The organism is Paenibacillus sp. FSL H8-0048, assembly GCF_038002825.1.
In the GTDB taxonomy this organism is placed as follows: domain Bacteria; phylum Bacillota; class Bacilli; order Paenibacillales; family Paenibacillaceae; genus Paenibacillus_AQ.
On record NZ_JBBODF010000001.1, the window covers coordinates 5,193,537 to 5,209,726 of the forward strand.

Sequence of the window (16,190 nt, forward strand, 5' to 3'; positions counted from 1 at the left end):
CGATGAAACCGATTTTATCTAAAGCACAATTGGATTACACGAAAGCAAAGAATATGTTTGAGAATAGAGCAAAGGTTATGGAAAAGGAAATTGCAGCGAAGCGGGCCCTGCAGGAGATCACTCAGGAGGTAATGGAAGAGCTTGTTCAAGCAACGGGCTTCCATGATGCTTATAATGAACTGGTTATTGCTGAGAATGCTTTGATTGAATGGTCCCACAGCACAATCAAGCATGAGAAGAGCTACCGCGAGAACCGCGCAGCAATCGATGCCATGTATGAGAATGTAAATTCAAGCCCAGAGAAGCGCCAGGAGTTAATACAGCTATCGATGAAGATTCGGTAGTCCCGGATATATTAAGATGAAGGAAAGACTGCTGAGGTAACCTCAGCAGTCTTTCTTTAAAATATAAGAATGTATAGGTTTCACGCTATACGTTATCCTTCTATTTCTCACGGAAACGGTACCGTCCTTTAAAAGGACGGCAATGCCGTTTCCACTTGTGTAAATCATTATTCGAGAACGTGTTAACCCTGTTGTAATGTGGGTATATACTTATTAGCTTGAATGCTTATTAACAAATACATCACTTTTAGTATGCAATATTTGTTTATAAACTTAGCAAATATTGTTTAATGACGTTTAGAATGCCTCTATGCTATACTGATTCCCGTAGCCACCCAACATTAACAATAGTTAGTAGAACATACATATTGTATCTTCTAGAGTTTCGGGGCAGGGATACAGCAGGGCAGAAAAAGTTTTTTTAACCAAAGCGCAACTTTTTTGAAACTACTGCGTTTAAGGTGTAGAGTCATTTGCACAAGGCAATTGCGGAATGCCCTGAAGGCACAGCCCGTTGCTAAATGGAAAAATTAGCTTTACGTGACTAGAGGCACATTGTATAATACTTAGGTAGAATTAGGAATCTAGTATTACTATGCCTTGAAGCTGTTTACAAGTTTCTGTGATACCCGTCACAGACATTATTTATACTTAATCTGCTCAACTCGGGAAAGGGGGTGCTCGACAAATGAGTGATATGAGCTACACAACTAAAGAAAAATCCCAGTTTATGAATGTCCAAGGAGGAGAAAAAAAGGTTATGAAGAAAATTTTATCCGTAGCATTGTCTACAGCAATGGCATTCTCGATGTTTGCCTCTGTAGCGTTTGGTGAAACAGCAAAGGTAACTCCACAACAAGCATTTGATGCTTTGGCAGCAAAGGGTGTTGTGAATGGCTTCCCTGATGGTCAGGCTCACCTTGAAAAGGATCTGACTCGCGGAGAGTTCGCTAAGATCGTTACTAAATTGTTTGGTCTTACTGAAGTAACTGGCAAGTTGTCTTACAAAGATAAAGGATACGACGCTAAAAACTGGGCCGTTCCTTATATCGAAGCTGTTACAGCTGCTGGCTTGATGCAAGGTCAAGATACAGTTAAGGGACTCTTCAACTTCAATGGCAAAGTAACAGTTGAAGAAGTTTCTAAAGTATTGGCTATCGCTCTTAAGCTGGAACAACCAACAACAACTGACAACAGTGCATCTGTATGGGCTAAAGGATATGCTCAAGCAGTAATCAACGCTGGTCTGGTAGCTAAGGATTACAACTTCAAAGCTAACGCTACCCGCTCTTTGGTAATTGAAACAGCTTACTATGCTGAGCAAATCGGTAAGGTTCCTACATTGACTGTAGCTTCTGCTGAAGCAGTAAGCCCAACTCAAGTAGTTGTTACCTTCTCTGATAAGACAACTGCAAACGTTGAATTGACAACTGCCCTGGTAGAAGGCGTTGAACAAACAATCAACTTCAAACACCTTGAAAAGGACTACACTGCAAAAGTAACTCTGCAGGCGCCTAAGGTTGTAGCTGTTGAAGCTCCAAACTCCAAGCAATTGGTTGTTAAATTCAACCGTGCTATCAGCACTGATTCCCTGATCTCTGATGATAAGGTTATCGCTAACACAATCAAAGTAGTTACCGTAACTGGAACTAATAATGTTACTGTTGCAGGTGCTCATGCTACTGTGAATGCTGGCGGAAATGAAGCAACTATCACTTTCCCAAGCACTGAGTTCATGAAGGGCCAGTACTCCGTTGTAGTTACTGATGCAGTTAAGACTTCTTCAGGAACTGCTTTCGCTACTTATACTACCCTGTTGAATGTTGCTGACACTACTGCTCCTACAGTTGTTAGTGCAACAGCAGTAGCTAAGACTACTACTAATACTGTAACTGTAAAAGTAAGCGAGCCAGTGAAAAAAGCTGGAATTATCGCTTATGTTAACGGTGCGGCTGCATCTGCTACTGTATCTGATGATACTTATGACACAATTACACTCACTACTGGTGCTGCTCTGAACAGTGGTTCCAGCTATGATGTATCCCTGTTGAACGTATCTGACTATGCAGGAAACATTGCTACCCCTAACCCAATCAAAACTACTGTTGCTGTAACTTCTGATACAGCGGCTCCAAGCATCACTAAGATTGTCAATGTAAGTGACAAGTACTTCGATATCACTTTCAACAAGAAAGTTAGCTATCAGTCCTTTGTTGCTAATGTTCGCTTGTTGAATGTATATGGTGAAAGCCAAGGTACATTGTCTGTGAAGACAACTAAAGACAGCGACACAATTAGACTGCAAGTTCCTGCAGGCTTCAAGGTTCCTGATACTGCTGCATTCACTGGAAACCTGGTATTCGCTGCATCCGTTAAGGATACACTTGGTAACACTCTGGGAACTGCACTGACTCAGCCAGTAACAATCACTAAGGACACAGTTGCTCCAACAGTAATCAGTGCTGTTTACGGCAGCAAGGGTCTGGTTGTTACCTTCTCTGAGAATATCCTTTCTCTGTCCGGTGCTCCAACATTGATCAATGAATCCACTGGTCAGTTGGTAAATGCGAACTTCGCATCCCCATCAATTGATGGCGCGAAAGTAACTTACCCTAACGTAGCTGCTTTGAGCGGAAGCTATACACTTCGTCTGCCAGCTGCATTCGTTGTTGATGATTCCCTCACTGGAAACAAATCTGCAGCGACTACAGTTACTGTAACTGCTGCTGCTGCTTCGACAACGGATACGGAAAGACCTACTGTAACTAGTGTTAGTTACAAAGAAACTACTGCTAATGGAAAGAAAGAAAATGTTGTCATTGTTGTATCTGCTCAGGATAACAAAGGCTTGAATGTTGCCAGCCTTCGCGACCTTAACAGCTATACACTGGATGGCAAGGCTCTGCCAAACACTGCCTACTCTTTCATCACCAAGACAACTGGCGACAACTCTTCTGCACCACTGTCAGCAGAACTTACAATCACTATTCCTAGCTCGTCGATCACTGAGTCTAAGACTTATAACTTCGTAGCTTCCGGTATCGTGGATACTGCAGGAAATGGAATTGTTGCTTTCCCTCAAAACATGAGCCTGACTGATGGAGTTGCACCTACACTGACTGGAGCCACTGTTTCCACTGGTGATACTCAAGTTCTGGTGTTGAGCTTCTCTGAAAACCTCAATACTGCAACTGTTCAGAAGGAAGACTTCGAATTCGTTATCAATGGCGTTGCAACAACTGCTAATGATTCCCTGTACACTGCAAACACTGTAACTGCTGGTGCAGGTAACGATTCCGGTAAGTACTATGTAACGTTCACTGTGAAGTCAACTGGTAAGCTTCTTGATCTTAACGCTAACAACATCAACACAGTTAAGGTTAAAGTTAACACCACTGCTAACATCACAGATACTTCCAACAACGTTATCGTTACTGGAACAGAAGTTGACGCTAAGTAATCTCCGATTACTGCAGTTCAAGAATAGCCTCTTCGGAGGCTATTCTTTTTTTATAGCCATTTATCCCACCATAAGGAGGAATCACATTTGAAGACCGCTTGGAAAGTTACGATGTCAGCAGTATTGCTGGCGGGTGGCCTGTGGGCAGGCTCCATGCTTAACTTAACGGCTGAAGGCGCCGGTGTCGGATCACAGCCAGGAACAGCAGAGGACCCGGTGGTTACCAAGAGTTATGTGGACCAGCAGATTCAAAAGGTTTTGCAGGGTGGGACAATAAGTCCACCTACTCAAGCTCCGGCCGCTACAGCAACTAATGCACCGGCTGCAACTACAGCTCCTACCAAAGCGCCGGCTTCCGCTTCAGGGGATACAGGCAATACTGGTAATGCCAGTGAAATTGTTGATGTGAAGCCTGGACAGACCCTTATTGCTGGAGCAGGTGCAGAATTCATTGTCCGTGCCGGCAAAGCGGTCATTTATTCCCAGGATGCTAATGGGGTGGCTGACTTGACGGATGGTGTCGATTTGGCGAATGGTGCCGCTGCGCCTACGAATCATCTGTTATCTTTCCCGCGGGATGGCCGGGGGATCGCTGTACAGGACGGTCAGACGATGAAAATCGTTGTTATGGTCCGTGGTGCATATACTCTGAAATAAACAGCAACTCGTGTTAAAGTTCACTTCAATCGACATTATTCTTTCTATATAAAGAATGCCCTGTATTGCACTTCAATATACCCCGGAACTCATTCCCACAGCTGACAAACATTGAGCCGACTTAGGCCTTTGGAATTCGTACACAATATCACCTGTAATCTTAAAAAATTCGCAGGAGGTGCTGTAACATGGCACGTACAAATCGCACTGTGGTACCAGAGAGCCGGGCAATGCTGAAACAAATGCAATATGAAATTGCTTCTGAATTCGGATTATATGGAGCTTCATACGGCGGTGGAATGGACACGGAGTTTGCTTCTGAGCTAGGGACAATTGGCGGAGCAAGCGCATCTGGAGGAACTCCATATCTGGGGCATCTAAGCTCCAGAGATAATGGATCTGTTGGCGGGGAAATCACAAAGAGGTTGATCAAACAGGCGGAGCAGTCTCTTTTCGCATAACTGGCTTCAATTGACAGCACCCGGTAAATAAGATAATATGACCTTTGAGGAAGGCCGTAGACCTTTTCCATTCGGAAAAGGTTCATTTTTTGAATAAAACAGGCATAGGCTATTATTATTCTACTACTTATATTTGGCCTGTTTTCTACTAGGGAGCCCCCTTGAATACAGTGTCAGATCAACAATATGGGAGGTTGTTGTATATGTCGATCAAAGGGCGTCATCTGTTTACTTCTGAGTCCGTAACGGAGGGACACCCCGATAAAATCTGTGATCAGATATCCGACGCGGTACTAGATGCATTTCTTGCTAACGATCCTAATGCCCGTGTAGCTTGTGAGGTAGCTGTAGCAACAGGTCTCGTGCTTGTCATCGGGGAAATTAGCACCAAGTCTGAATATGTGGATATTCCGGCAATCGTACGTAATACTATTAAGGAAATTGGTTATACCCGCGCGAAGTTTGGTTTTGACTATAATACTTGTGCCGTCCTTAGCTCGTTGAACGAGCAATCGGCAGATATTGCCCAAGGTGTTAATGCTGCTCTTGAGCACCGTGATCCTGCATCATTAGCTGAAGAGACTGCTAACATTGGTGCCGGTGACCAAGGTCTGATGTTCGGGTTCGCTACGAATGAGACGCCTGAGCTCATGCCGCTTCCGATTGCCCTGTCCCACCGGATTGCCCGTCGTCTGGCGGAGGTCCGTAAGGATGGAACTTTGAAATATCTGCGTCCGGATGGCAAAACCCAGGTTACGATTGAGTACCAGGGCGACAAGCCGGTGCGTGTGGACACGATCGTCGTATCTACCCAGCATGCAGAAGAAATCACCCTTGAGCAAATTCAGGCAGACATCAAAGAGCATGTCATTCTTCCGGTTGTTCCAGCTGAACTATTGGATGAAGCCACTAAATACTTCATTAATCCTACTGGACGTTTTGTTATTGGTGGTCCTCAAGGAGATGCCGGTCTGACTGGACGTAAGATTATTGTGGATACATATGGCGGTTATGCCCGTCATGGCGGCGGAGCCTTCTCCGGTAAAGATCCGACCAAAGTGGATCGTTCAGCAGCCTATGCTGCCCGTTATGTAGCGAAGAATCTGGTCGCTGCCGGCCTTGCTGACAAGTGCGAGATTCAATTGGCGTACGCTATCGGTGTTGCAACCCCTGTATCGATCAATGTGGATACATATGGAACGGGGAAGATTAGTGAGGAGAAGCTGGTTCAGCTGATCAGCGATAACTTTGATCTTCGCCCGGCGGGAATCATCTCGATGCTCGACCTGCGTAAGCCTATCTATAGACAGACAGCTGCTTATGGACATTTTGGCCGTACAGATGTGGACCTTCCTTGGGAACGCGTGGATAAGGCGGATTTGTTAAAAGCCCAGTCCGGAATCTAAGAGTTAATTAAGCGAATAGAGCTTACTATGCATCGTCATAGTTAGCCCAAAAAGCACCCTCATGAAGAAGGTGCTTTTTGGGCTTTTTTTGTGAAAAGAGCAAGCGGATATGCCCTCAGCCGTCATCTTCTAAACTTTGGAAGCCCTTTAGCCGAATATAACAGTATACAAGAAACGCTCGAGGGGCTGAAGGGAGCTTTATCAAGAATGAAAAAGAAGGTAAGAATAGGCACAGCGATTATTATTGCAGGTCATCTGCTGCTTGGTTTGGGCAGTCCGGTTATCGGTATACATACATCAGCGGTATACGCCGCTTCAGAATTCGGAATCAGCATTTCTCCTGCAAACGGGTCTGCTTTTGTAAATACCGGGGCTTCACTGGGGCTTAGCTTTGACCGCCAGGTGATCCCGCAAGCCGGGAAAATCACCATTACAGATGTAAATGCCGAAACGGTATTTACGGAAATTGCAATCGGCAGTGCAGGGCTAATCGGAAACTCGGCAAGCTACGAGATCAAGCTAGGCTCCAGTCTTAAATTCGCTCCTTACAAAACATATAGCGTAAGTGTACCTAAGGGGCTGTTCAAGGATAGTGCAGGCAATGAGTCAGCAGCAACAAGCTGGAAGTTCACGACAGCCCCGGAGGTGAATCCGGCGATTATAGCAAGCAGTATGTCTCCAGCCCCTAATTCCAGGGTAGAGGCTGCAAGCTTAACGGAGCTGAGTATACGCTTATCTGGAGTGCTTACAGCCGGGGGAGGCAGCGTCAGGCTGCTCTCATCAGCGGATAACGCGGTTATACAGGAGTTTGCGATCCGGGAGGGAGAAGCTGGGGTTGCCTTCCAGAGTGCAGATTCCTCGACAACGGTAACGCTGACACTGGCTAATAAGCTTCCATCCGGCGGGAATTATTATGTGCTTATCGATGCTTATGCCTTCAAGGATGCTAATAATACAACCTATCAGGGGATAGCCAGCGGCAGTGGCTGGAGCTTCTCCACGATCGGTACGGGGACTATCTCTGCAACTACGGCTCCGGTCAACGCCTCTTTTGGTGCATCGGTCAGTGGAGCACTTAAGCTGTACTTTGACCGCCCGGTGAGTCCGGCTTCTGGAGTGATCTCAGTCTCTCCAGGTGCATTTGGGGACCCTGGAACAAGATGGCTGAATATCAATTCAACGAGCGTTACCGGCGGGGGGAGCTCGACAATTACACTGTTGCCAGCCTCCGCGGCCTCGCCGCTGTTGAGCGGTACGCTATATACAGTTACTATACCGCAGGGTGCTTTTTATGATCAGGATGGTCATCTCTTTCCGGCTTCAGGCCCGTATTCCTGGACATTTACAACAGCTTCATTAACAAGTCTGTCTGTAGCCGCATTATCACCAGCGGACCGCAGTGAGTCCGTAGATATCTCCAAGACAATTGCGGTTAATTTCAACCGTGATGTTGTTTATAATAGCATCGTCACGAACGGGGTTGTTCTATATAAAAGCAATGGCTCTAAAGTGGCAGCGACAGTTCAGCAGGGCGCCTCTGCCAAGGAATTTATTATTAAGCCGTCCGCTGCACTGGAATCGGATACGATCTATTATATCGACATTGCCAAAGGCACGTTCACGGATGCCGCAGACCCCAGTGTGCAGTATGAGGGATTAAACGGCACCAAATCCTGGAGCTTCCGTACTGTAGCCATAGATAAGACCCCTCCATCGCTGACGAGTGCAGTGCTGGAGAACAACCGGACGATCCGCCTGAGGTATAATGAGCCGCTTAACGCTTCAGTGGCTCTGCTGGCTTCCAGCTTCGGGGTAACCGTCAATGAGGAAACCCGGAATATTGAGAACGCCTATGTTCAAGGAGACAGTGTATTTGTAGTGATTAGCACAGGCATCGCTGTAGGCCAAAATGTAAAAATCAGCTATACCGGCGGTGTGCGGACCATTCAGGATACTAGCGGGAATGCTGCGGCTACCTTTTCTGGGCAGCAGATCACCAACACTATAGAATCGGCGCTTCCTACGCCCAAAGAAGGCAGAATTACAGGTAAAACAGTGACACTGACCTTCAATGATACGCTCAAACCGGTCTCTCCATATGCCTATGAACAGTTTGTGGTCACGACTGACGGGTATTCGCTCGGAGTGAATTCTATCAGTATCAGCGGTAACACCCTATATTTAACTGTAAGCTCTGAGGTGGGCAATTCGGAGTCGGTCCGGGTATCCTATTACGCCGGTTCGTATCCGCTGGTTAGCTCTTTGGGACAGAATATCGCGGGCTTCACTGAGTTTAACATCCGCAATAGTAAGGATAATGTGCCGCCCGTGTTCCAGAATGCGACGGGAGCGGGCAATAAGATACTTCTCAATTATAACGAAGGTCTGTCTACAATTAATTTGCCAATGAACAGCCAGTTCTCTGTATTGGTTGGCGGCAAACCTAACTATGTTACTAACGTATCGGTGAATGGTACACAGGCTATATTGACCCTTCAGAATACATTGCCGCTAAGCGGAGCGGTGACGGTATCCTATGTTCCGGGTACTCTTGGACTTAGTGATCTGAATGGTAATCGTGCAGCCTATGTTGATCTTCAGCCAGTGTCTGTAACTTCAACCACGATAGTATCCGAGATCAGCGCAGCTACAGTGAAGGGCAATGAACTTAATGTTACCTTTACGAAGAACATGCAGTCCTCCTCGAAATTGTATGCCAATCAGTTTGGAATTAAGGCGGATGGAAGCAGTATTGATGTTCAGGATTTCAGTCTGGCCGGAACTCTTTTGAAATTGAATCTCTCGCAGGCAGTGACGTCCGGGCAAAAGGTGGAGCTCTCTTACCTGTCAGGTGCGGGGATCATTACAGACACGAATGGTAACTCTCTTCCGTCGTTCAATTCCTTATCTGTTCAGAATCTGACCACTGGTGTAACGGGCAATGGAAGCCGCCCCTCTTATCTGGGAACCCTGCCTGCCAGTGAATTTGGCAAGGAATACCCGTTACTGAAGAGTGATTCTGCTCTTGCAGTTACAGATCTTTCGGTCTACAAACAAATGATTAAAAGATATGATCTGAATGCAGAACGGATGGCTGCCAGTTATCAATATCTAAAGCTTGCAGGTACGGATGAGTTGGTGTTCGAGGTTCCTTCTACAGAGAAGTCAGCCTATGTTACCGTTCCGCTAAAAGCTCTTTCGGATGCAGCCGCTAGTAACAAGAATGCAAAACTGATTATCCGGTACGGAGATCATATGTATGGTGTAAAACTAAGCGATATTGATGTAAATTCGCTAATAGCCAGTTTGGGGACAGATATCAATAAGGTCTCACTTGTTCTGCGTATGGAGAGTGTTCCAGGAGGGACGTTCTATTCGTTCGAGCAAAAAATCGGAAGCCAGGCCATGCGTAACGTTACCGGGCTTATGGATTTACGTCTAACCGGTTCTATTAAAGATAACTACTCCAATGCAAAGGAGTTAAATGTAGCAGGACAATACACTGTTCGCAATGCTGCTGTACTGAATTCTGCACAAACGATGGCTGCCGGAGTAGATTCGACATATAATGATGCTATTTATTTGCCGGCCCAAATGGCTACAGTGGGCAATAATAGCGTTGTTAGTGCACGCACGAATAGTAACCAGGTAGTCGGGGTGTTCATTTCTTTACGTACCTTTGGAGATATAACCTCCCATTGGAGTAAGACTGCTGTAGCAGAGTTAGCCGCCAAAAATATCATCGACAGCAGCTATGGAACTGCGTTTATTCCTGATAAGCCGATCACCCGTTCCGAGTTTGCTGTGATGCTCAGCCGGGGGCTGGGGCTACAGGCAGTACGCGGCGGAGCTTCCCAGTTCAAGGATGTACGTCCGTTTACACAAACAAGTGACTTCATAGAAGCCGCCGCCAAAGCCGGCATTATCAACGGTAATACGGACGGAACCTTCCGTGCGGAGGATAAGATTACCCGTGAGCAGATGGCGATTATGATGGTGAGGGCGCTGGAGTATACGGGGCAGCCTGTAACGCTGAGTGCATCGTCTATGGATACGCTTAGTCCGTTCAAGGACCGGGCGAGAATTCTGAGCCAGAGCCTCGAATTTGTAGCCAAGGCGGTTAAGGCGGGAATTATTCAGGGAGTCAGCACCACAGAGTTCCAGCCGCAAGGCAATGCTACCCGGGGACAGGCTGCGGTCATGCTGCAGCGGATGCTGAAGACAGCAGGCTATTTGTAAGAGAATTGCATAGTTAAGCAGAGCATCCGGTCTATGGGCCGGGTGCTTTTTCGCAACTTTTCGAGCTGAATTCAGTCTATTAAAGGTATAGTCTATTACTATGAACTGATATCCAGGTCTTGATAGCGAGGTAGAAGAGTACAAATAGATGGGAGAGTTACACTGAAATGAATGAGCTTTTCATGGGGAAAAAGAGTACAGAGCAAACACGGGGAAATCAATGGTCGCCTGCTAAAAAATGGATTGCTGCATCCCTGGCGGGTGTAATCTGGATCATGCCGGTTGTCGGGAGTGAAGGTGCAGGATGGCTGGGTGCAGGCCCTGCGCCGGTAGCACAAGCAGCAGCGTCCTTCTCGGCGACGAAGCTTAGTGAAGAGGTTATCACTTCCGGGGCGATGATGATGAAATATAAGTTTACCACGGTGCGTTCCGGTAAGAGTGCGACAGGACTGGCCAGCGTCATTCGTGTCGATCTGAATAATCCTTACGTCTCTCTGGATGTAATGACCGGCAAAGGCGGGAATCTGACGACACGGCAGAGCACCGGGGGCATGGCGACGGAGACAGGAGCGGTCGCGGCAGTGAACGGGGATTACTTCAATACTGGCGGAGAAGGGGCACCGATCGGCGGTCAGGTATCCGGCGGTGTGCTGGTGTCTACTCCATCACAGCTGAACGGAATGTATGCTTTTGCAGTAACCAAGGACCGTAAACCTATCATTGATGAATATACGTTTGAGGGGATGCTGACCGCAGAGGATGGTGCCCAGTTCCCGCTGTCCGGCATCAACAAAGGGGCCTACAATCCCGAAGGCGGCAGTTCGACTTACAGTCACGCTAACGCTGCTTATATCTATACAGATGCATGGACAGCGCTGGAACGCCCTAAGGGCAGCTCTACCACTCCCACAGAGGTGCTGGTAGAGAATGATACGATTACCCAGATCTCGCTGGATTCGGCTCTGCCGGTGACCGTACCCAAAGGGGCCTATATTCTGCGGACGCACGGGCTGGCTGCCCAGTTCGTTAAGGCTCATCTGGTTGTAGGGCAGAAGCTGAGCAGTACCTATGCGCTCCGTTCCAAAACCACCCAGCAGGAGCTCGATCCTTCTACGCTGCAGATGATGATCGGGGGGCATACCATTCTGGTCAATAACGGCAAGGCGTCATCGTTCTCCCGTTCTACAAGCAGCATTGGCGGGTACCGGGCGCGTACAGCACTGGGCTATTCCCAGGATGGCAGATACGTATATGTCATTGCAGCCGAGAAGAACAGCAATAGTGCGGGGCTGTCGCTGACAGAGCTGCAATCCTTCATGACGAATATCGGGGTGTGGAAAGGGATGAATCTGGACGGAGGGGGCTCTACAACGATGGTGGACCGCCCGCTGGCTGAAACCTCGACTACACTTACCTTCAATACTGAATACGGCAAGGAGCAGCGCACAATCGTTAACGGCGTGGGGGTATATACTTCCGCTCCGCAAGGTGAAGTGAAAGGGATCAAGATCAGCGGCAGTTCGGTACTGTTAATCGGACAAAAGGCCACATATTCCCTGAAGGGCTATGATACGTACTACAATCCGGTGGATGTAGCAGCGGCTAATCCGGCCTGGACCGCAAGCGGCGGCAGTGTCACTGTGAATGCGGGAGAAGCCACGGCCGTCAAGCCGGGAACCGTCAAGCTGAAGGCGACCAGCGGAACAGCGAGTGCCGAGACCGAGGTCACCGTTCTGGGCGGAGAAGACCTGTCCAGCCTGATTGCAGGTACTGCAACTGCACCGCTGCAAGCAGGGGCCACTGTATCAGTTCCGGTTAGTGCAGTGTCGAAGAGCGGGGCAACGATAGCTGTTCCGGCAACCGCACTGAAGTGGGAGTTCATCGGCTTCAAAGGAAGTGTGGGGGACGGCAAGCTTAAGGTGGAGGCGGTTGATGCTGGCGTAACTACCGGATATGCGATTGCCCGCTATGACGGCTTCAGCACGGCGGTTGTCTTGTCTACTGCGGCTGCCACGGCGTGGGAGGATTTCGAGAACACCGCCTATCCGATTGCGTTCACTACGAATGCAGCGGGGGTTACCGGTACAGCAGCCATAGCTGCGGGCAGCGCAGAGCGTGCCGGGTCGAAGGTTCTGTCGCTAAGCTATGATATGACACAAGGCACCGGCAAAATGTACGCATACGCCCAGTTCAACGGCACAACCGGCAAAAGTATTCCTGCGGCGGCAACCTCGATGTCGGTGGACGTCATGGGTGATATGAGCCTGAACTGGCTGCGTGCGGAACTGACGGATGCCGACGGGAAAACGGCCTATATTGATCTGGCGAAAGTCATCGACTGGAATGGCTGGAAGACGCTTAATATCGATCTGTCCGGCTCAGGGATTAAATTCCCAGCTTCCCTTAAGAGACTTTACGTGGTAAATGTAGAAGAAGGACAGGATGAACGGGCCAAGACAGGAACAGTGGCCTTTGATAATATTTCCTTCGTGATGCCATCGCTCTCCAGTGAGGCGGGACTACCTAAAGGGACGGCAGCGATGAGCATTGGCGGCAAGGCGATGACGGTAAACGGCACCAAGCGGCCGATTGATGTCGCACCGATTGTGAAGGACGGCAGTACGTATGTGCCGATAAAATATGTACTGGACGCGTTCGGCGGCAATGCGGTCTGGAATGCAAAGACCAAGAAGATTATGGTCCTGCGGGGCGCCAAGGCGCTGGATCTGACCGTGAACAAGAAGGAATTCGTACTGAACGGGAAGCGGCAGAGTGCTGAAGTAGCACCTATGATCCTGAATGCCAGGACTTTAGTACCGCTCAGACTCGTGACAGAACAGCTCGGACTCACTGTAAAATGGGAACAGAACACTAAGACCGTAACTATCGAATCGTGATATGTTAGTATAAAGGAAAGCCTTTAATACGATTCGATAGAAATGGGGCAAGCATCCGTGGAATTTCAAGCCGATGCAATAGATCGGGTGATTAAGAACACCATCGACGTGATGGAGAGCAGCAAGTATCAGATATTCGAAATATTGCAGGTGGCACGGGATGAGCTTGCTGCACTCAACAAAGAGCTGCAGCGGGTTATGGAAGAAACGGATGAAACATTGCAAAAGGTAGACAAGCTGGAGCAGCAGTACCACCGCTCCCGGATCCGGCTGACAGAGGTCAGCCGGGATTTTGTCCGCTACACGGAGAAGGATATCCGGATTGCCTATGAGAAGGCGACGGAGCTGCAGCTGGAGCTGATGATGACCAGGGAGAGGGAGGCTTATCTGCGGAACAGACGCGATGAACTGCAAATGCGGGTTCGCAGTGTCGAAAATTCTGTAGAGCGTGCCGAATCGATTGGTTCGCAAATGAGCGTTGTCCTGGAATATCTGTCCGGAGAACTAGGTCAAGTGACGCGAATTGTCGAATCTGCGAAGAACCGCCAGATGATCGGACTCAAAATAATCCTGGCTCAGGAAGAGGAACGGAAAAGAATTGCCCGGGAAATTCATGACGGTCCTGCTCAAATGCTGGCGAATCTAGTCCTAAGGACGGAAATTGTAGAAAGAATGCTGGTAAAGCAGGAATTTGGGCTGGTACAAGCCGAAGTAATAGACTTAAAGGGGCAGGTAAGATACAGCCTGGAAGAAATGCGCAAGGTGATTTTCAACCTGCGTCCTATGGCGCTTGATGATCTGGGGCTGATTCCGACTCTGCGGAAGTATGTGCATGATTATGAGGAGAAGACGAAGATCCGTACCTCTTTTGAAACCAGGGGGAAGGAGCACCGTTTGTCCTCAGCGATGGAAGCGGCGGTATACCGGCTGGTGCAGGAGGGCCTGTCCAATGCGGCGAAGCATGCTTATCCGAGCTACGTGCTGGTGGAGATTACTTATCAGGCCCAATTGATCAAGATTGTCGTGAAAGACAATGGCTTAGGCTTCAATGTCAAAAAAATCAGTGAACAAGCCAACCGGGAAAGCTTCGGTCTGGTGGGTATGCGCGAACGCGTGGAATTGCTGGAGGGAAGAATGGAAATACAGTCAGCCGAGAACCAGGGCACAACAATCGTAATTCACATTCCGACGAATGTGGAAAAGGGAAAGGAGTAATGTGATGGAGAACCAAATCTCTGGCAAAGCGCCCATCAAAGTTCTTTTGGCCGATGATCATCAATTGTTTCGTGAAGGGCTTAAGCGTATTTTGAATATGGAGGATGACATCGAGGTCATTGGCGAATGCGGGGACGGCATCCAGGTGCTTGAATTCTGCAACGGCAACAAGCCGGATATCGTGCTGATGGATATCAATATGCCGATTGAGAACGGCGTGGAGGCTACGCAAAAGCTCCGTGAAATGTTCCCGGATGTCAAAGTGATTATCCTCTCGATTCATGACGATGAAAGCTATGTGTTTGAGACGCTGCGCAAGGGGGCGAACGGATACCTGCTGAAGGATATGGAAGCCGAGTCGCTGATTAATGCGATCCGCTCCGTATGCGAAGGACATGCTTTTATCCATCCGAAGGTGACCGGCAAGCTGATTAATCAGCTGCGGCGCATGACGTACCTTAACGAGACTGGCGCTATGGCCGAGACGGCCGTGAAGGAAGCCGGTGTCAAATTTGTTGCAGGCGACAACAATCCGCTGACCCGCCGTGAGGCAGAGGTGCTGCGCTTGATGGCAGAGGGCAAGAGCAACAAGATGATCGGGGAGTATCTGTTTATCAGCGAGAAGACGGTCAAAAACCATGTCAGCAGTATTCTGCAAAAGATGGAAGTGGATGACCGCACGCAAGCTGTAATTAATTCTATCAAATATGGCTGGGTAACTTTATAGCTTCCCTCATAAACTTTTAACTGAGCGTTTTGGAGAATCCTAATGATCCTTATAAACGGTACATAACTTGTATGCAGCCGCGAGCTGCAGCCATAGTATTGTTTCAGTCCGCACTCTATTCGAATTTTGCAAAATGCTAACTTAAATATGTACCCTAAGTTAAACTGGCGGCAGGGGCTCCCGTACAAGTGGGCTGTCACCGTCCTTTTATCACCGGCATATAGTGTGGGTATAAGAGGGAGGTGCATCTTCATGATCGCCCAGTTAATCTGGATTATCGCTATTTATGCATCCGCAGCAGCCCTTGTTCAACTCCTGCATCATCGGGAAGAGACCCGGGCAGCAGCACGGACTGGTAAGCGGCTTCACTATATTCTGATTACCCGTAATCATGAGGCCGTGGTGGAGTGGTATCTCAGGGTCTTTGTAGTGCATGCTTACTGGATCGGCAAGCCCCTGCGGGTTACCTTGGTGGATGACGGTTCAGAGGACAGGACCATGGCGGTAGCCTCACGGATGGCTTATTACAACTCTTCTATTGAATTTGCGCCTGCGGTGCCGTTATACGGTCTCGCGGACAGGGATACACTCCAGGGGGTTACAGTGGATCTGCGGGTTCAGGAGCCGCTGCTGCCGCTGCGGATGATGCGGCTGCCGGGAAGCGGGAGCTCCCCATCCAAGCACGGCGAATGACAGCTGAATATGTAAGGTACGGGTGAAGCACACTCTCCAGGAATGGGGCGGTGTGCTTTTTGGCGTTTAGGAAATTATAGTTTCCGTCTGT

The 16,190-nt window shown here is 48.4% G+C and carries 10 protein-coding genes; all 10 read left to right on the plus strand.

Annotation, left to right across the window (positions count from 1 at the left end; all coding sequences use genetic code 11):
• The first annotated feature begins 2 nt into the window (after positions 1 to 2).
• Positions 3 to 344, plus strand: a complete 342-nt coding sequence (locus NSU18_RS22285) for a hypothetical protein (RefSeq protein ID WP_341016189.1) — start codon at positions 3 to 5, stop codon at positions 342 to 344.
• Between the two features lie 688 nt (positions 345 to 1,032).
• Entirely contained in the window at positions 1,033 to 3,804 is a 2,772-nt protein-coding gene (locus NSU18_RS22290) for a hypothetical protein (RefSeq protein ID WP_341150073.1), read from the plus strand.
• Between the two features lie 87 nt (positions 3,805 to 3,891).
• Positions 3,892 to 4,461, plus strand: a complete 570-nt coding sequence (locus NSU18_RS22295; RefSeq protein WP_341150074.1) for a hypothetical protein — start codon at positions 3,892 to 3,894, stop codon at positions 4,459 to 4,461.
• Positions 4,462 to 4,649: 188 nt separating this feature from the next.
• Positions 4,650 to 4,922 carry an alpha/beta-type small acid-soluble spore protein gene (locus NSU18_RS22300; RefSeq protein WP_036699243.1) on the plus strand — a complete coding sequence of 91 codons (273 nt, stop codon included), beginning with the start codon at positions 4,650 to 4,652 and terminating at the stop codon, positions 4,920 to 4,922.
• A gap of 203 nt (positions 4,923 to 5,125) precedes the next feature.
• The gene (gene metK / locus NSU18_RS22305) at positions 5,126 to 6,328 is read left to right on the plus strand and encodes a methionine adenosyltransferase (RefSeq protein ID WP_076084485.1); all 1,203 of its coding nucleotides are present in this window, start codon (positions 5,126 to 5,128) and stop codon (positions 6,326 to 6,328) included.
• 207 nt (positions 6,329 to 6,535) lie between these two features.
• Entirely contained in the window at positions 6,536 to 10,567 is a 4,032-nt protein-coding gene (locus tag NSU18_RS22310) for an Ig-like domain-containing protein (RefSeq protein WP_341150075.1), read from the plus strand.
• A gap of 167 nt (positions 10,568 to 10,734) precedes the next feature.
• Entirely contained in the window at positions 10,735 to 13,464 is a 2,730-nt protein-coding gene (locus tag NSU18_RS22315; protein ID WP_445321819.1) for a stalk domain-containing protein, read from the plus strand.
• A gap of 57 nt (positions 13,465 to 13,521) precedes the next feature.
• Positions 13,522 to 14,679, plus strand: coding sequence for a sensor histidine kinase (locus NSU18_RS22320; protein ID WP_036699270.1), 1,158 nt, complete (start codon positions 13,522 to 13,524; stop codon positions 14,677 to 14,679).
• A gap of 4 nt (positions 14,680 to 14,683) precedes the next feature.
• On the plus strand, positions 14,684 to 15,406 hold the full coding sequence (locus NSU18_RS22325; RefSeq protein WP_340751349.1) for a response regulator transcription factor: 723 nt from the start codon (positions 14,684 to 14,686) through the stop codon (positions 15,404 to 15,406).
• A 252-nt stretch (positions 15,407 to 15,658) separates the two neighbouring features.
• Positions 15,659 to 16,099, plus strand: a complete 441-nt coding sequence (locus NSU18_RS22330) for a glycosyltransferase family A protein (RefSeq protein WP_341016199.1) — start codon at positions 15,659 to 15,661, stop codon at positions 16,097 to 16,099.
• Positions 16,100 to 16,190 lie beyond the last annotated feature (91 nt).